Raw genomic sequence first — 17,348 nt, 5'->3', positions numbered from 1 at the left:
ACTTCCTGAGTTTGCCATACATTTGATATCCGCCTACGCTTTCGGACCCCGGCCGCGTGCCGCGGCCGACACGAAACACACGATACAACGATGTGCGGGCTTTCGCCCGCGGGAGGTTTCCATGGCATCCGTTCCTTTCGACCAACTGGACGGCTTCATCTGGATGAACGGCGAGTTCGTCGCGTGGGCCGACGCCAAGATTCATGTGCTGACCCATGGCCTGCACTATGCCAGCGCCGTCTTCGAGGGCGAGCGCGCCTATGGCGGCGAGATCTTCAAGCTCACCGAGCACACCGAGCGCCTGCATGAATCGGCGCGCCTGCTAGGCTTCAAGATCCCCTACACGGTCGCCGAACTCGACGACGCCTGCCGCACGCTGTTGAAGAAGCAGGGCTTCCAGGACGCCTATGTGCGCCCGATCGCCTGGCGCGGCAGCGAGCAGATGGGCGTTTCGGCGCAGAACAACCGTATCAACTGCGCCATCGCCATCTGGCAGTGGCCGAGCTATTTCGACCCGGCGCAGAAACTGAAGGGCATTCGCCTCGACCTCGCCGAATGGCGCCGGCCCGATCCGCGCACCGCGCCGTCGAAGTCGAAGGCCGCCGGCCTCTACATGATCTGCACGCTGTCCAAGCATGCCGCCGAGGCCAAGGGCTATGCCGACGCCATGATGCTGGACTGGCGCGGCCAGGTCGCCGAGGCGACCGGCGCCAACATCTTCTTCGTCAAGGACGGCAAGATCCATACGCCGAAGCCCGACTGCTTCCTCGACGGCATCACCCGTCGCACAGTCATCGGCCTCGCCAAGGAACGCGGCCTGGAGGTGATCGAGCGCGCAATCATGCCGGAAGAACTCGAGGGCTTCGAGCAGTGCTTCCTCACCGGCACGGCAGCCGAAGTGACGCCGGTTTCGGAGATCGGTCCATACCGATTCGAGGTTGGCGAGATCGCCAAGTCGCTGATGAATGACTATTCTGCTGCAGTGCAACCAAAGCATGCGATCGCCGCAGAATAGCGATAAGTCACAACTTTTTTGTCTTACGGGGGCGGTTTTCAGGCCGCCCCTTTTATTTAAGCCCCAGTGCATTTGACTTTCGGCCAATTCAGCGTCTCATGATGACGTCGGCCCGAGGAGGCTGGCAGTCATGGAGGGACTGTTAACATGGATACGAACACGCTCGTTGCGATCGTTGTTCAGGTGATTACGGGTATCATTGGTGGTCAGGCAGTGGGCGCGGCGCTGAAGCAAGCGGCGTTGGGTCAGCTTCCCAAAATCCTGGGCGGTGCCATCGGTGGCGTCGGCGGCGCGGCGATCCTCGGCAGCCTGCTCGGCGGTGGCACGATCGATCCGGCGGCGGCTGCCGCGGCGGCAGGCGGATTGGGCAGCGCGTTGAACATTCCAAACATCGTTGGCGGCGCGGGCGGCGGCGCCATCCTGACCGGCATCATCGGGGCGGTCCTGAATGCGATGAAGAAATAGGCCTGCCGGGTTCGGGCTTTTCGCATGGGCGGCTTCGGCCGCCCATTTGTTTTCGGCTCATCGAGATCGTCACTGCCGGTGGACGCCGTTCGCATGTGTCTCTACATCGGAGAAGACACAGCGAAAGGACAATCATGGGTCAGCTCAACGCCGGCATCGTGCCGGTCACGCCCTTCCAGCAGAACTGCACGATCCTCTTCGACATGGACGACAGACAGGGAGTCGTCGTCGACCCCGGCGGCGATGTCGACAAGGTGCTGGCGGTGCTGAAGGACAATGACATCAGGGCCGGCGCTATCTGGATCACCCATGGCCATATCGACCATGCCGGAGGCGCGATGGAACTGAAGGAGGCGCTCGGCGTCGATATCATTGGCCCGCACGAGGCCGACAGGCCGCTGCTCGCCAACCTCGAAAACCAGGCCAAGCGCTTCGGCATCACCGACGCGGTGCGCAACTGCGTGCCGGACCGCTTCCTCGCCGAGGGCGAGGCGGTCTCGTTCGGGGAGCATGTCTTCGAGGTCCTGCATTGCCCCGGCCATGCGCCGGGCCACGTCGTCTACTTCAACCGTGCGGCCAAGTTCGCCCATGTCGGCGACGTGCTGTTTCGCGGCTCGATCGGGCGCACCGACCTGCCCGGCGGGGACCACGCCGCGCTGATTGCTTCGATCAAGGACAAGCTTCTGCCGCTCGGCGACGACATCGGCTTCATCTGCGGCCACGGCCCGGGCGGCCGCTTCGGCGAGGAGCGCCGCACCAATCCGTTCCTGACCTGAATCTCAACACCCCCTGGGTGAGCGCCTAAAGGACCCCAAACAAAAAAGCGCTGGCCTTGCGGTCAGCGCTTTCCTGTTTGGGGCAGGGAAGCCTCAGTTGGCGACGCAGAAGTGCTGCTCGCCATCATTGCCGGTGAAGGTACCGGTGCGGGAATTGAAGGTGCGATAGCGGTCCGAGCAGTATTCGTACCAGGCACGGGTCCACGGTTCCGCATAGCGGTCGGCATAGACGACGCGCGGCTGCGCATAGTAGCGGCGAACCGGAGCCGGCTGCACATAGCGGTAGTCATAGTCGTCGTAGCCCGGCTCGTAATAGCTGTTGTAGCGAGGCTGCGGGTTGCTCAACGCGCCGGCGATCAGGGCGCCGGCAGCAAGGCCGACAACGCCGGCGGCGAGGGCGTCGTTGTGGTTGTGATGGTGACGGCGCCAGCGCCAGTCATCGGCGTTGGCCGCCGGCAAGGTGGCCAATATGGTCGCGGCGATGCCGGTGGACAGAATGGCGGTCTTGAGAATTCGGTTCATTTCGGTCTCCTTCGCGCCGGCCCGTGTACTTTCGGGGGATGCGGACCGGCTTTAGCAAAGGTTAATAAGAGACCGTGGCTGAACGGAGGCTGAACGAAATCCGGCCTGACATTTCGATTGCTTGCGCAAAACCATAGACCCGGCGAGAGCGGACCCGCCTCATCAGTCTCCGCCAGGTCTGTCCTGAACCGGCTCAGCCGATCGACAGGTTGACGGCCTTCGGACCCTTGCCGCGCTTGTCCGGCTCGGTGTCGAATGTCACTTTCTGCCCATCCTCAAGACCGGGAAGACCCGACGCCTGCACGGCCGAAATATGGACGAAGACATCCTTCGCGCCATCGTCCGGCGTGATGAAGCCGAAGCCTTTGGCATGATTGAAGAACTTGACGGTGCCGGTCTGCGGCATGGGAAGCTCCTTATGATCCCATAAAGTCCAGTTTCGGGCCGGCAAATGCCCGAGTGGAAATTTGTCCTTTATTTTAGCGCTATCGGCAAGAGAAAGTTTTTGCCCCGCCCGGCAGGCATTTTGGCAGCGCTTTGCGTCCGCCGCGCTTCGCGTGCCGTGATCCAAATTGTCGTTTTGGTGCACGCCGTTAGCCGAATGCCCGGCACCGTTCGGCGAGCCCTCCACCGGGCATGGAAAAGGCGCGACGGTGACCGTCGCGCCTTCGAGAATTCAGCCCGGCTCGGAAGCCGGTTCACGACCTTGCAGCGCGCCATCGCTCCTCCGCGCGGGCGATGCCTCAGATCGATCGATCAGGCAGCGCGGAGATTGACCGCCTTCGGACCCTTGCCCATGCGGTCGGGCTCGACGTCGAAGGTGACCTTCTGGCCGTCGACCAGGGTGCGCAGGCCCGAAGCCTCGATCGCCGAGATATGGACGAACACATCCTTGGCGCCGCCGTCAGGCGTGATGAAGCCGAAGCCTTTGGTGGCGTTGAAAAACTTTACGGTGCCGGTCTGGGCCATTGGGGGAAACTCCTCTCACCCGTGTCAGTCATATGGTTTGCCCGCCGCTGGCGCCTTGGGCATGTCCCGGTGGTTGCTTCGGCAGTCATGCATTGGCGCATGGTCAAACCCCCCGCCGAAAAACGGGGCCGTCAGAGATTCACAGTATCGGGGAAAGGTCGTCCAAAACGTTCCGCTCTCCGGGTCGCAAATGCCCGAACACGGAATTTATCGCACGGAAACGTGATGGTTGCAAGACAGCGCCGCGGGTGGGCCCGATGGGCGCCCCCGACGCAGCGCTTCGATAGACCCGGCCCCATGCCCCGGTCATCGGCCAGAGCCCGGCCACGCATGGGCCAGCGGCCCCTCGCGGGTGGCCGGACGGCGCCAGCGGCGGCGCCATTTCGTCCGCAAACGGGGGTTGCATTTGTCAGAGGAATGGCGAGGATCGGCAGGCGTGTTTTGCGCCGGAGCGGGGGTCATTGCACTCTGATTTGCGCATGCTCTTTGGACCCATGCGCCGGGAGGTATTCATGAGATTTATTGCGATGCTGTTCTCGCGACAGGGCTTTGCTCTCCTGTTCCTGTCGGCGCTTCTAGCAGCCTGCACGGTGGTGGTTGACGAAGGTCCTGGACCGCGCCCGCGGCCGCCAAGGCCGGAGCCGCAATTCTGCACCAGAGAGTATGAGCCGGTCTGCGCCAGACGCGGCGGCGACCGCCAGACCTTCGCCAATGCCTGCCTTGCCGACCGGGCCGGGTATCGCATCGTGCGCGATGGCCCATGCCGCGACGGCGGTGGCGGCGGCGGTGGCGACGAGCCGACATTCTGCACCCGCGAATACGCTCCGGTCTGCGCCCGCCGCGGCGGGCAACTGCGCACCTTCCCGAATGGATGCGAGGCCCGCGCCGCGGACTATCGCATCATCGGTGACGGTCCATGCTGAGCAAGCAAGGCCTTGTCGTCGCGAGCGGCGGGGCCTTGCGGCGGCAGATCCCATCTCCTTTTTGCCGAGGAGATGGGCATCTCCATCCGCGACCGGCGAAGCCGTTGCGTCTTGAAACTGCCGGCCGCATGGCTTAGGTCCGGCAAGTGGACAAACACGGCAGGTTTCCCATCACCAGAGATCCAAGACGAGGCGCGGGTTCCGGCCCTGGCGGGCAGACGCTGGGGCTCGATCAGCGCGTGCAGCAGGCGCTGCAACTGCATCAGGCCGGCCGCCGGCAAGAGGCGGAGATGCTCTACCGCCAGGTGCTGGCGCAAAAGGCGAACCATGCCGCGGCCGCGCATTTCCTCGGGCTTCTGCTGCACCAGACCGGGCGCGGCGAAGAGGGGCTGGCGCTGATCGAGCAGTCGGTGCGCCTGCAGCCCGGCAATCCCGATTTCCTCAACAATCTGGGCACCGTGCTGCGCGACCTCGGCCGCGTCGCGGCTGCGGTCGATTGGTTCCGCAAGGCGGTGACGTTGCGGCCGGACCAGCTGGCGGTGCGCGACAATCTCGGCTCGGCGCTGAAGCAGCTCGGCCAGTTCGAGGGCGCAGAAGACATCTATCGCGGCACGATCGGCCGCAATCCATTCCATGTGCGCGCCCGCATCGGGCTGGCCGAGACGCTGCAGGAGGCGGGGCGGCTGGACGAGGCGATCGCGGTGTTCCGCGAGGCGCTGGCGATCCGGCCGAAGGACGCCGACCTGCTGTACGGACTGGGCGTCGGCATGATGGAGAAGGGCAAGCTGGACGAGGCGGCCGATCTCGCCCGGCAGGCGCTGGCGATCGCTCCCGCCATGGCAAGGGCATGGCTGCTGCTGACGCAGGTCAAGCGCCAGACCGAGCGCGACGCCGAACTCGTCGGCATGGAGGCGCAGCACGCCAAGGCGCCGCAGGGAAGCCTGGCGCGCATGCAGCTTTCCTTCGGCCTCGGCAAGGCCAATGACGACCTCAAGGATTATCCCCGCGCCTTCGACTATTTCGCCGAGGGCAATGCCATCCGCCGCACCGGCATCGACTACGATCCGGCGAGGACGCGCGATGAATTCGAGGCGATGAAGGCGACGTTCGATAGGGCGTTCTTCGAAAAGCACAAGCCAAGTTCGATCGCCGACGACACGCCGATCTTCGTCGTCGGCATGCCGCGTTCCGGCACCACGCTGGTCGAGCAGATCATCGCCAGCCATCCGCAGGTCTTTGGCGCGGGTGAGCTCAGCATCCTGAAGACGGCGGTCGGCAAGCAGTTTCCGCTCACCATGAAGGGCGGCTTTCCGCAAGGCATCGCCGACATGCCCGACAAGGCCTTCGGCGAAGCGGGCGAGGCCTATCTCGATATGCTGCATGCCCGCTATCCGGGCTTCCGCCATGTCACCGACAAGATGCCCGGCAACTTCCTGCTGGTCGGCTTCATCCATCTGATGCTGCCGCAGGCGAAGATCATCCATTGCGCGCGCGATGCGGCGGCCACCTGCCTGTCGATCTACAAGGTGCATTTCCGCGGCGACAGCCACCGTTACGGCTACGATCTCGGCGAGCTCGCCGACTTCCACAATCTGTATGCCGACATCATGACGCATTGGCGCAATGTGCTGCCCGGCGTCGTTCACGATGTGCGCTACGAGGATTTCGTCGCCGACCAGGAAGGGCAGACGCGGGCGCTGATGGCGCATCTCGGCCTGCCCTGGGACGACAAGGTGCTGTCCTTCCACGAGACCGACCGTCCGGTGCGCACGGCCTCGGCCGCCCAGGTGCGTCAGCCGATGTACCAGGGCTCGGTCGATTTGTGGAAGCGTTATGGGGACAGGCTGAAGCCGCTGCTGGACAAGCTAGGCTGATATTGAGGTGAGGCCGGCCTGCGAACGGCGGCTCCCTGCGCTTCCGGTGCTCACGTACGTTAAGTACGCTCCGCTCCGGTTCTCGGGAACCGCCATTCTCGACTCGGCCTGACCTCAATCTCAACCCAGCTTGGGGCCGAGCTCCTCAAAGCTCGATGAACGTCTGGAAGCCGCCAAAGATCATGCGCTTCCCGTCGAACGGCATTGTCGGCCAATCGGCCTTCAGCCGCTCGTCGACCATAATTTTCGCCATCACTTCGTCGCGCCGTTTTCGCGACTCGTAGACAACCCAAGCAAAGACGACGACTTCGTCGTCCTTGGCCTGCACGGCGCGCGGGAACGAGGTGAGCTCGCCATAGGGCACGTCGTCGCCGATGCATTCGACATAGGAGAGCGCGCCGTACTCCATCCAGATGGTGCCTGCTTGCCCGGCCATCTTCTTATAGGCGTCGAGATTTGCCTTGGGGACGGCGAGGACGAAACCATCGACATAGGACATCGTGCTTCTCCTATGCCTTCTTGACAGGCGCGTTCATCGCCCATTCGACACCGAACGGATCGCGCATGTTGCCCCACTGGTCGCCCCAGAACATCACCTGCAGCGGCATGACGACCTCGCAGCCGGCGTCGACGGCGCGGTTCCACCAGGCCTCGATGTCGTCGCTGCCGAGATGGAGCTGCATCGTGTAGCCCTGCGGCTTCACGGGCGACATGCCGTGCTCGGGATAGAAGTCGGAGATCATCAGCGTCGAGCCGTTGATGTGGAGATGGATGTGCATGGTGCGGCCCTGCTCATCCGGCGGATAGAAGAACACCTGCTCGGCGCCGAAGGCCTTCTTGTAGAATTCGGCGGCCTTGAAGGCGCCGTCGAGCTGCAGATAGGGGGTCAATCCACCGAGCACTTTGGCGGCCGGCTGAACGGGGGTCTGGTCGGTCATTTTCTGCTCCTCTTTGCGTTTTGGTCTGACCTTGCGAACCACAGGACGAACGAGGCGGCCGCGATCCTACACGGGTCTCGGATTTTTTTAGAACCGCCGAGGCTGGTCGCCGTCAAATCACCCAGGCCGAGCAGGTTACCGCGCCAGCACGAGGGCTGTACTGCACGTCGAAGATTTCAGGAACGCCGATGTCCTTGCGCAGTTCGGCAGGGAGCGAAAGCAGGATACGCTCGCTGCGGTAGCGGGCGCGCGTCGCCGCGTACCGGGTTGCGATGCGACCGATGGATGACAGGACCGACATGATGAATTCTCCCTGGTTGATGCCGGCATCATCGTGTCGGCATCCCAAGGACGTGGCGCATCCCGGCGATCCGACAGATCGCCGGATTTTTTCGACCGGAGATTCTTCAGCCGCCCGTTCCGGCCACCGCGCGGAAGAAATCCTCGGGGTCGTCGACCTCGGTCAGCCGGCGTTTCTCGATCAGCCAGAAGCGGTTGCCGACGGCGCGGATGAAGGCGCGGTCGTGCGAGGTGAGAACGCAGCTCGCCTGATGCGCCAGCAGTTCCGCCTCCAGCGCTTCCTGACCGTCGATGTCGAGATGGTTGGTCGGCTCGTCGAGCAGGTAGAAATTGGGATTGGCAAGCCTCAGCGCCAGCATCACCAGCCGGGCCTTCTGCCCGCCTGACAAAAGCCCGATCCGGCGCGCCTGCATGTCGATGCCGACGCCGGCCCCGGCGAGCAGCGAGCGGGCGCGCTGTTCGCCAATGTCGAATCTGCGTGTCACCATCGCCAGCGGCGTGTCGTCGCCGCTCATGCCCGACAGAGCCTGATCGCTGTAGCCGAGCATCGTCGACGGCGTCACCTTCACGTTCCGTACGCTTTCCGGCTCGGCGACGGCGTTGCGGAGCAGGGTGACGAAGCGCGACTTGCCGACCCCGTTGCGGCCGAGCAGCACGATGCGGTCGCCCTGGCAGATGTGACGCTTGCCGGTGCGGAACAGCAGCGTGCCGTCAGGTGTTTCCACTGCCGCGTCGTCGAGCGTGATCATGACCTTGGCGTGGCTGCCGCTGTTGGCGAGCCTGATCGTGCCTGCCGAACGCTCGCGGTGCGCCGGCATGGCCGCTTCTTCCAGCTTCTCCGCCCGCTGGTTGAGCTGCTTGGTCTTGACGGTCAGCAGGTCGCTGCCCGAATTGATGCCGATGTTGTTGAGCTTGGCCGCCTGGCGGCGGAGTTGCTGGGCGACCTTCATGTCGCGCTCGAACTTGCGCGCCGTCGAGGCATCGACGTCATCGAGCGCCTCGCGCGCCCGCGAATAGGGAAGCGAGAAGGCCGGCGACTGCTCCGGGCGCAGGAACAGCGTGCGGTTGGTGGTGGCGTCGAGGAAGGCGCGGTCGTGGCTGGCAATCACCACCGGCACCTCGCGCGGCAGCGCGTTCAGCCAGTTTTCCAGCTGGCCGATTTTCGCCAGGTCGAGATGGTTGGTCGGCTCGTCGAGCAGCAGCACATCGGGTTCGGCGACCCATGCGCGGGCGATCAGCGCCAATCGCTGCCAGCCGCCGCTCAAAGCGCGCATCGTCCTTTCGCGCATGGGCTCCGGCACGTCGAGGGAGTCGAGAACTACATCGACCCGCCACAGCTCACTATCGGCCTGGTCGGGCGGCAAGGTGTCGGCCACCACTTGATGGAAGGTCCGATCGAGAAGCGCGTCGGGGACTGATTGCTCGACATGGCCGACGCGCAGGCCGCGCGACCGGGTGATGTCGCCGCTGGTGGCTTCCAACTCGCCGGTCAGGCATTTGAGCAAGGTGGATTTGCCGCGGCCGTTAGCGGCGACGATGCCGAGCCGGTCGCCGGCGGCGATGGTGAGGTCGAGATTGGCGAAGAGCGGCGCGCTCATAATGACGCCGAGGGATTTGAGGCTGATCAGGGCCATGTCGATTTCTCTGGTCTTGCCGGGAACCGGCTGATGCACTTTGACGGTCCGCTGGCTGATCAACGGATCAGCTTAGCGGCACCACGAAGGGCAGACCAAAAATCGAAACGGGAAAACCCGGACCGTCCGGTCAGCCCTGCAAGCAAGCTCGCAGGGCGCAAATCGGGCCACGCTGACGATGGTGATCGATAAACACGCAGCCCTCCTTTCTGGACGTTCGAGTAGGGAGATTGGGTACACCGGGGGAGGGCCAATGGCAATGGGTCGGCAGACTTCGGGTCAGACGGACCTCAAATGGCCACCGCTCACTCCGTACTCCTTATTCAAGTCGAGTAAGAAGTGGCCGAACACCGCGCTTTTGCCGCGATCGACGACGATGACCAGAAGGGTGTTGAAGCGGCCGGTACCGATCAGAACCTGATCGAACCGACTTAGCGCGTCCCGATAGACATAGTGGACGTCGTTCAAATAGGGCAGGCCGATTTCATCCAAATCCAACGCGTCGGCATATTGCCATATGTCCACGACTGCCTCCGCGGTGGCGGTTACGTCCTGCATAGGCTCGACGAAACAGACTTTGAATTCGTCTTCCTGAAGTCTGCGAACAACGACCATCGAGGTGAGAGTTTGACGCCGATGGGAGCCCGGTTAAGGATATAGACTTTACGGATCGTGGAAGGTCAGATGTGCGTACCAACACACACGACCATTCGTCGGTGTTGACTTCGATGGGCTGGATCTGAAATGAACGAGGAAATAAATCAAAACGAATATACATCAATATTCGAAAGCATCCGTAGAAGTTCGACAGGTGATATTCGATTTAGATACACATGGATCACGCTTATATTAGATTCACCTTCGTTTGCGGAAGATATTCTTGCAAAAATTAATAATAACTCAGTGATATCTAAGGACGAGTTTCTTCTTTTAGAAGAATATGTCCTGCAAATAATTAGTCTATGCGCGATAGCAGACGATGGCTCCGTCTTGGTGGATTTCGATGTGGAATAGACAGATCAGCTTAACGAATGTGCTCGCTGACGGTCTTCCCGAAATCGGTGATATTGGTACCTTATAGGCTACATCGATCACCGATGCTCTATAGAGATGGCTCCGTTTTTCGACGGGCCGTTACTTCCCCGGTCGCCCCGTCTTGCCCGGCCGGCGCTTCTCGCGGCGGGCATCGCCTGGGTCTTCGTAAGAGCCGATGCCGGCGCGCTGGCGAACGATTGGTTTAGGGGAATCGTCGCGTTCCTTCGCGCCCCCCTCTGTCCTGCCGGACATCTCCCCCACATGGGGGGAGATTGGCTTTGGTTTTGCCGGCACTTTTCCTTCGACCGGCTTTTCGGTCCGCCGCACTGTCATCTCGTCGAGCGAGTTCTTCTTGAACAGAGGTTTGGTGGGCTCGCCGGGGATGCCGAAGTCGGAGCCGTGCGCCTCCTGCGCCGACTGCTTCTTGAACAGCGAGCGCGACACGGCACCCGCGGGCGTCGGCATGTCGGTGCCGGGGCCCATGTCGTCGATCGACGGTTTGGCGAACAGTGGCTTCTTCACCGGCACGGCGCCGTCGGCGCCCATTTCGTCGAGTTGCGGCTTGCGGAAGAGGTTGGGCCGGGCAGCCTTGGCAGCCGCTTCGGCGGCACGTGCTTCGTCGAGCCTGCGGAAGCGCTCCTGTTCCTCGGCCGTACGATGTTTCGCCACGCCCTTGTTGTGCTTGCCCTTTTCGCGGCCCGAGGCCGGGCTCTGGCTTTCGACCTCGCGTGCCAGCGGGTCGTCGGAGATGGCAAGCTCCATCTCGCGCAGCCGCTTGATCTCGTCGCGGACGCGGGCGGCCTTCTCGAAATCGAGATTGGCGGCGGCGTCGCGCATCTGCTTGTCCAGCGCCTCGAGATGGGTCTTCAGATTGTTGCCCATCATCGCACCGGCATCGTCGGTGAACTGCGAGATGTCGGCGCGGACATGGTCCTTCTCGTAGACCGAATCGAGGATGTCGGCGATGCGCGACTTGACCGATTCAGGCGTGATGCCGTTGGCGGCGTTCCACTCCATCTGCTTCTCGCGGCGGCGGTTGGTTTCCGCCATGGCGCGTTCCATCGAGCCGGTGATCTGGTCGGCGTAGAGGATGACCTTGCCGTCGACGTTGCGGGCGGCGCGGCCAATGGTCTGGATCAGCGAGGTTTCGGAGCGCAAAAAACCTTCCTTGTCGGCGTCGAGAATGGCGACGAAGCCGCATTCGGGGATGTCGAGGCCCTCGCGCAGCAGGTTGATGCCGACCAGCACGTCGAAGGCGCCGAGGCGCAGATCGCGCAGGATCTCGATGCGCTCCAGCGTGTCGATGTCGGAATGCATGTAGCGGACCCGGATGCCGTTCTCATGCAGATATTCGGTGAGGTCCTCGGCCATGCGCTTGGTGAGCACGGTGACCAGCGTGCGGTAGCCGGCCCTGGTCGTCTCGCGGATTTCGCCGACGACATCGTCGACCTGGCTCTTGGCCGGACGCACCTCGACCGGCGGGTCGATCAGGCCGGTCGGGCGGATGACCTGCTCGGCGAAGACGCCGCCGGACTGCTCCAGTTCCCAGCCGCCGGGCGTCGCCGAAACTGCGACAGACAGAGGACGCATGGCGTCCCATTCCTCGAAGCGCAGCGGCCGGTTGTCCATGCAGGATGGCAAGCGGAAACCGTACTCGGCCAGCGTCGCCTTGCGGCGGAAGTCGCCGCGATACATGCCGCCGATCTGCGGCACGGTGACGTGGCTTTCGTCGATGAAGATCAGCGCATTGTCGGGCACATATTCGAACAGCGTCGGCGGCGGATCGCCCGGCTGGCGGCCGGTCAGGTAGCGCGAATAGTTCTCGATGCCGGCGCAGGAGCCGGTCGCCTCCAGCATCTCCAGGTCGAAGCGGGTGCGCTGCTCCAGCCGCTGCGCCTCCAGCAGACGGCCAGCCTTTTCAAGCTCTTGCAGGCGGTGCTTGAGCTCTTCCTTGATCGACTTGATGGCCTGATTCAAGGTCGGGCGCGGCGTCACGTAGTGCGAGTTGGCGTAGATCTTGACGCTTTTCAGCTCGCCGGTCTTCTGCCCGGTCAGCGGGTCGAACTCGGTGATCTGCTCGATCTCGTCGCCGAACATGGAGATGCGCCAGGCGCGATCTTCCAAGTGAGCCGGGAAGATCTCGATCGTGTCACCGCGCACGCGAAAAGAGCCGCGGACGAAGTTGATGTCCTGGCGCTTGTATTGTTGGGCAACGAGATCGGCGAGCAGAGCGCGCTGGTCGAGCCGGTCGCCGATCTGCATCTGGAAGGTCATCGCCGTATAGGTCTCGACCGAGCCGATACCGTAGATGCAGGAGACCGAAGCGACGATGATGACGTCGTCGCGTTCCAGCAGCGAGCGCGTCGCCGAGTGGCGCATGCGGTCGATCTGCTCGTTGATCGAGGATTCTTTCTCGATATAGGTGTCGGTCCGGGGCACATAGGCCTCGGGCTGGTAGTAGTCGTAGTAGGAGACGAAATACTCGACGGCGTTTTCGGGGAAGAACTTCTTGAACTCGGCGTAGAGCTGCGCGGCCAGCGTCTTGTTCGGCGCCAGGATCAGGGCAGGGCGCTGCGTCTCCTCGATCACCTTGGCCATGGTGAAGGTCTTGCCTGAGCCGGTAACGCCGAGCAGCACCTGGGTGCGATCGTTCTGATCGACGCCTTCGACCAGGTCCTTGATCGCCGTCGGCTGGTCGCCGGCCGGCTCGAAATCCGACACCATCTTGATGGCGATGCCGCCTTCCGACTTTTCTGGGCGGGTAGGGCGGTGCGGCGTCCACAGCACGCCGTCCTTGTGCAGCGGATTGCCGGACTCGATCAGCGCCGACAGCGCGGCCACCGTGGCGGTGACGCCGCCGGACGAAATCGACTCGGCATCCTCCAGGCTGATGTCCAGGCCGGCGACCGGGTTGAGCCCCGCGGCCGTACGCTCCTTGGCTGACGCCGCGCCGCCCATCGAGGTGCCGCGCGCCGTGCGCCCGGGCGCGGACGAGCGTTCAGGGATCTTCTTGAGTGCTTTCGCCTTCGGCTGCTTCTCGGCTTCGCGCTCGATCTGGCCGGCCCAGTCGGCGATCGAGCCGGTCAGCGGCGCGCCGGCAAAGTCGGCCTGCGGCGCTTCGGCAAAGCCGCCGGGCTCAAGGGGTTCTGCGGCGTCGAGGAATTCGGTCAGCGGGCTGCGCCGCTTCGGCGCGCCACGGTCGTCCTGCGCCTGCGACGGCGTTTTCTTGTCGGGGAGTTTGGCCATGGCCCGAATATGGGAGGACTCGCCCGAAATGGAAAGAGCGGAGTGTCGGGGCACGCACCCGCCACCGATGCTGCTGACAGCAGGCTGTCAGGAGCGGTGGCGGGCCTGTGCCTTCAATTGAACCACAGCGCGAAGGTCAGGAAGCCGGCGCCGCCGAACTCGCGCTGGATCTGGTCGAAGTCGTCGCCGGTCAGGATCCTGCCGCTCTCGAAATAGGGCGCGATGGCTGGCCCGGTGATCGACAGCACGAGGTCGAACGTCTTCGGCTCGTCGAAGAAGCGCTTCATGTTGATGCCCTTGCCGGCGATGCGGAAATGCGGCAGCAGCACGCGGCCTTCGAGCAGGTCCTCGGCCATGTCGAGCGTGGCGAGCCAGGCCGTGACCTGTTCCTCGCTGACTTCGAGGCCGGTGAGCGGGTTCGGGCCTTTCTGCTTTGGACCGGGCAGCCATTCGCGGTCGTTGTCGGTCTCGGCGCGGATCGCCTTCCAGTCCTCGCGCGACAGCCGGATCATCTCCAGCAGATGGCGGCGCGCGGCCTGCCGGCGTTCCGGCTCGACCACCGACCAGTTGACCAGATGCACCAGCGAGATGAAGTCGGCGAAGCGCCATTCGGAAGCGAAGATCGAGCCGCTCATGCCGCCGTCCGGCGGCACCAGCACGTCCTGCAGCGGCAGTTTGGCGCGCGGGAACAGCATGTGGAACGAGCCGTCGAACATGGTCTTGAAATCATGCGCCAGCCAGAAGTCGGCCTGCGCCATCAGGAACTCGGCATAGCCCTGCAGCCAGTAGCCGTCGGCGCGATCGAAGCGGAAGGTCAGCGACGGCGCCGGCCCGTCCGGGGCGCCGCTGCGCGACAGCGCGGCCATGATCGCCGCGGCACTCTCGTCCGGGGCGATATTGCCGTCCTCGTTGAGGTCGATGCCGAGACGGGTGAGATCGATGACCATGCCAATATCGGCATCGGCCGGCAGGGAGCCGAGCGTGGCGGCGGATTTCTGCAGCCGGTCGCGGAAGGCGACCAGTATGGCGCGGAATTTCTCATAGGTGAGCGGCTCGGGATTGGGGTTGTCCGGCACCGGCAACCGCATCAAGGGCAGCATGAAGGATTGCGGGCTTTCGAAGCCGTGGCGATGCAGGCCGCCGGCCAGGATCTCCAGCGCGGTGAAGAATTCGCCGGCGCCGGCGGCGTATGCCGATGCCGGATCGCTGGGCGCGGCTGCCTCAAGCGCGGCGAGCGCGCTGTTGCGCTCGGTGACGGTCTTGGCCTCGAACAGCGGAGCGGGATCGGGGGCAGCGGCGCAAGGAGAAGCAAGCGGCAGGAACAGAGTGAGCGCGGATGCGACAAGGCTCGGCAATCGGGTCATTTCGGATCCTCCCGTCGGGTCTTCCATCGGCGAGAATACACAGATTTGCGGCGCTTCGTCTGCTGCTTCCTCCTGCCGGGCAGACGGTCTACACAGGGCAAACGAATGGGCATTGCGTGTCGAACTATCCGCTCTCCTACAAACTGTCCTGGCTGCCGCGTTTCCTGCGGCCGTCGCTCGGCGGCGAGGCACGAGGCTTTGCGCCGCCGGCCGCGACGCTGATCGAGCCGCCGCCGGCGCGGAAGGTGCGGCTGGCCTTCCTCGGCGACATCTCGGCGGTCGCCAACCGCAGTGCGCCGGAGTGCGATCCGGCCCTCGCGGCGCTGCTCGCCTCCGCCGACCTGGTGGTCGGCAATTGCGAAAGTCCCGTCGTCGAGCGGCCAAGCGCCGTGGTCGGCACAAGGCTCGGCACGCATCATGCGATGACGGAGCGCTTCCTTGCCGACGCCCTGGCGGCGGTCGGCATTGCGCGCGAGAAACTCGTCCTGTCGCTGGCCAACAACCACATGCTCGACCAGGGCGTCGCGGGTTTCGAGGAGACCGTCCGGACACTGAAGCGGCTTGGTGTCCGCAGCATCGGCACTGCCGCGAAGGCGCCGATCGAGCGGTTCGCGGTCGGACCGCTGACCATAGGCCTCTTCGCCTTCACGCAGTGGCGCAATGCCGACGCCGCGCCGTTCGCGAGCCGCGTGTCGATGCGAAGCGATCCGGGGCCGCGCGACGCGGCCAGGGACGTCGACCTCGTCTGCGCCGTGCCGCATTGGGGCTGGGAGTTCCAGCACTTTCCAAGACCGGAAACACGGTCGCTGGCCGGACAACTGGCGGGTCAGGGCGTCGGTCTCATCGCCGGCCATCACGCCCATGTCGTGCAGCCGATGGAGCGGATCGGCAAGACGCTTGTCGCCTACGGGCTCGGCGATTTTCTCGGCACGGCCTTTGCCCGCCAGCCATGGCCGGGACGCATCGGCTCCATCCTCGTTGTCGATGTCGGCGCCGACCTCGGCATGCGCGGCGCCATAGCGGCCTACCGGCTGCATCCCTTCATGCGGCAGCGCCTCGGCGGCCATGAGCGGCTGGTCCCTGTCGAAGCGCTCAAGGGCCGACTGCGCGGCAAGGTCGAGGGCCGGCTCAAGGCGATCTTCGGCGAGCCGGCCGAGGCCTGACGACTTTTGCGCAAAAGCCGCTATCATGGCCGCACGAGGTACAGTCTCTGCGGCGGGGGTGGCGATGGAAGCGGCGGATTTCATGCCGAGCGAGGCGGTGATCGCCGGCATCAGGAAAGACATCGAAGCCTATGAGGCGAAGCGGGCTTCAACCTACCGGCAGGTCCGCTGGCGGGTGCCGCTGTTCGTCGGCCTGGTGCTGGTGTTCGTGGCGCTTGTCGCCTGGCTGTTCAACGCGGCCGCCGACCCCAACGAGCAATGGTTCTCGACCCCGCACGTCTTCCTCTATGTCGGCGGCTTCGGGGCGGCGGTGCTGCTTTATTTCCAGGCGGTGAGACCGGCGACCAGGCTGCAGCAATCGTTCCGCGATACGGTTCTGCCGATGATCTTCGGCTTCGTCCGCGATGTGCGCTACCAGCATGGCGTGCGGCCGAATTCCTTCGACCGGCTGCCGCGCGAGACGATTGGGGCGTTCAACCGGCAGAGCTTCGACGACATCATATCTGGCCGCTACGAGGACTTCCCTTTCGAGCTTTACGAGGCGAAGCTGACGGAGGGCTCCGGCAAGAGCCAGCAGACGGTCTTCAAGGGCGTCATCGTCGCCTTCGAGACCATCGAGCCGTTCCCAGGCATGCTGGTTGCGGCGCGCAAGGCCGGCAAGGTGGTCGGCTTCTTCCGCGGCATGTTCTCCAGCAAGCTGCAGGAACTGGCCTGCGGCGTGCCGGAACTCGACGCCAGCTACGAGTTCCGCACCGACAATGTCGACGCGGCGAGGCCGCTGGTCACCGGACGCCTGGCCAGCGCGCTGACCTGGCTCGGCGAGACATGGCCATATGACCAGGCCCGCATCGCGCTCAACGGCAGCGACGGCTTCCTGCTCATGCCGCGCAGCAAGAATTTCTTCGAGCTGCCGGACATCTCCGTGCCGATCGACTACCAGACCCATATCGCGCCGATGATCGCAGATCTCGGCGCCATGCTGGCGACGGCGGCGCTGGTGCGCAAGATCGGCGCCGCGGACGACGCGGCCGGCTAAAGCGCGTCGCGCTGGAAGCGGATCCAGGCGACCGCTTTAGGTCTTTGTTTTTATGCATGTCGTTTTCGCAAAACCGCTGCACAGTTTT

The 17,348-nt window shown here is 64.0% G+C and carries 17 protein-coding genes; 7 read left to right on the top strand and 10 right to left on the bottom strand.

The window, feature by feature from the left end:
* Positions 1-121 precede the first annotated feature (121 nt).
* From PU724_RS01560 to PU724_RS01550, 3 genes are all read left to right on the top strand, one after another.
* Positions 122-1,015, top strand: a complete 894-nt coding sequence (locus PU724_RS01560) for a branched-chain amino acid aminotransferase (protein ID WP_127285889.1) — start codon at positions 122-124, stop codon at positions 1,013-1,015.
* 147 nt (positions 1,016-1,162) lie between these two features.
* Positions 1,163-1,480, top strand: a complete 318-nt coding sequence (locus tag PU724_RS01555; protein ID WP_127285890.1) for a hypothetical protein — start codon at positions 1,163-1,165, stop codon at positions 1,478-1,480.
* A 134-nt stretch (positions 1,481-1,614) separates the two neighbouring features.
* Positions 1,615-2,256 (top strand): MBL fold metallo-hydrolase, encoded by a 642-nt coding sequence (locus PU724_RS01550; RefSeq protein WP_354419320.1) that lies wholly within the window; start codon positions 1,615-1,617, stop codon positions 2,254-2,256.
* A 93-nt stretch (positions 2,257-2,349) separates the two neighbouring features.
* Here the strand turns inward: PU724_RS01550 and PU724_RS01545 are convergent, their stop codons facing one another.
* The 3 genes from PU724_RS01545 to PU724_RS01535 all read right to left on the bottom strand — a co-directional run bounded on the left by PU724_RS01545 (position 2,350) and on the right by PU724_RS01535 (position 3,747).
* Positions 2,350-2,778, bottom strand: coding sequence for a BA14K family protein (locus PU724_RS01545; protein ID WP_126058702.1), 429 nt, complete (start codon positions 2,776-2,778; stop codon positions 2,350-2,352).
* Between the two features lie 193 nt (positions 2,779-2,971).
* Positions 2,972-3,184 (bottom strand): cold-shock protein, encoded by a 213-nt coding sequence (locus PU724_RS01540; protein WP_006202521.1) that lies wholly within the window; start codon positions 3,182-3,184, stop codon positions 2,972-2,974.
* 350 nt (positions 3,185-3,534) lie between these two features.
* On the bottom strand, positions 3,535-3,747 hold the full coding sequence (locus PU724_RS01535) for a cold-shock protein (protein ID WP_006202520.1): 213 nt from the start codon (positions 3,745-3,747) through the stop codon (positions 3,535-3,537).
* 512 nt (positions 3,748-4,259) lie between these two features.
* Here PU724_RS01535 and PU724_RS01530 point away from each other — a divergent pair.
* Together PU724_RS01530 and PU724_RS01525 are read left to right on the top strand one after the other, a co-directional pair.
* Entirely contained in the window at positions 4,260-4,670 is a 411-nt protein-coding gene (locus PU724_RS01530; RefSeq protein WP_292101262.1) for a Kazal-type serine protease inhibitor family protein, read from the top strand.
* Between the two features lie 239 nt (positions 4,671-4,909).
* Complete coding sequence (locus tag PU724_RS01525) at positions 4,910-6,544, top strand: tetratricopeptide repeat-containing sulfotransferase family protein (protein ID WP_354419318.1); 1,635 nt, start codon at positions 4,910-4,912, stop codon at positions 6,542-6,544.
* Positions 6,545-6,689: 145 nt separating this feature from the next.
* Here the strand turns inward: PU724_RS01525 and PU724_RS01520 are convergent, their stop codons facing one another.
* From PU724_RS01520 to PU724_RS01490, 7 genes are all read right to left on the bottom strand, one after another.
* Positions 6,690-7,043, bottom strand: a complete 354-nt coding sequence (locus tag PU724_RS01520; RefSeq protein WP_127286564.1) for a DUF1428 domain-containing protein — start codon at positions 7,041-7,043, stop codon at positions 6,690-6,692.
* Positions 7,044-7,053: 10 nt separating this feature from the next.
* On the bottom strand, positions 7,054-7,482 hold the full coding sequence (locus PU724_RS01515) for a VOC family protein (protein ID WP_354419316.1): 429 nt from the start codon (positions 7,480-7,482) through the stop codon (positions 7,054-7,056).
* A 112-nt stretch (positions 7,483-7,594) separates the two neighbouring features.
* Entirely contained in the window at positions 7,595-7,783 is a 189-nt protein-coding gene (locus PU724_RS01510; protein WP_354419314.1) for a hypothetical protein, read from the bottom strand.
* A 106-nt stretch (positions 7,784-7,889) separates the two neighbouring features.
* Positions 7,890-9,416, bottom strand: coding sequence for an ABC-F family ATP-binding cassette domain-containing protein (locus PU724_RS01505; RefSeq protein WP_354420147.1), 1,527 nt, complete (start codon positions 9,414-9,416; stop codon positions 7,890-7,892).
* 279 nt (positions 9,417-9,695) lie between these two features.
* The gene (locus tag PU724_RS01500; RefSeq protein ID WP_189340350.1) at positions 9,696-9,974 is read right to left on the bottom strand and encodes a hypothetical protein; all 279 of its coding nucleotides are present in this window, start codon (positions 9,972-9,974) and stop codon (positions 9,696-9,698) included.
* A 576-nt stretch (positions 9,975-10,550) separates the two neighbouring features.
* Positions 10,551-13,697, bottom strand: a complete 3,147-nt coding sequence (gene uvrB / locus PU724_RS01495; protein ID WP_354419312.1) for an excinuclease ABC subunit UvrB — start codon at positions 13,695-13,697, stop codon at positions 10,551-10,553.
* 113 nt (positions 13,698-13,810) lie between these two features.
* Entirely contained in the window at positions 13,811-15,061 is a 1,251-nt protein-coding gene (locus PU724_RS01490) for a hypothetical protein (protein WP_354419310.1), read from the bottom strand.
* 116 nt (positions 15,062-15,177) lie between these two features.
* On the opposite strand from PU724_RS01490, the gene PU724_RS01485 reads away from it, so the two are divergent.
* A complete protein-coding gene (locus tag PU724_RS01485; protein WP_354419308.1) occupies positions 15,178-16,224 on the top strand; it encodes a CapA family protein in 1,047 nt (348 codons plus the stop codon).
* A 64-nt stretch (positions 16,225-16,288) separates the two neighbouring features.
* Positions 16,289-17,260 (top strand): DUF3137 domain-containing protein, encoded by a 972-nt coding sequence (locus PU724_RS01480; RefSeq protein ID WP_292350436.1) that lies wholly within the window; start codon positions 16,289-16,291, stop codon positions 17,258-17,260.
* The last annotated feature ends 88 nt before the right edge of the window (positions 17,261-17,348 follow it).

This window comes from Mesorhizobium abyssinicae, assembly GCF_049887195.1.
Classification (GTDB): domain Bacteria; phylum Pseudomonadota; class Alphaproteobacteria; order Rhizobiales; family Rhizobiaceae; genus Mesorhizobium; species Mesorhizobium abyssinicae.
Note: the sequence above shows the minus strand (reverse complement) of the source record. Positions and strands in the feature narration are given on the sequence as shown.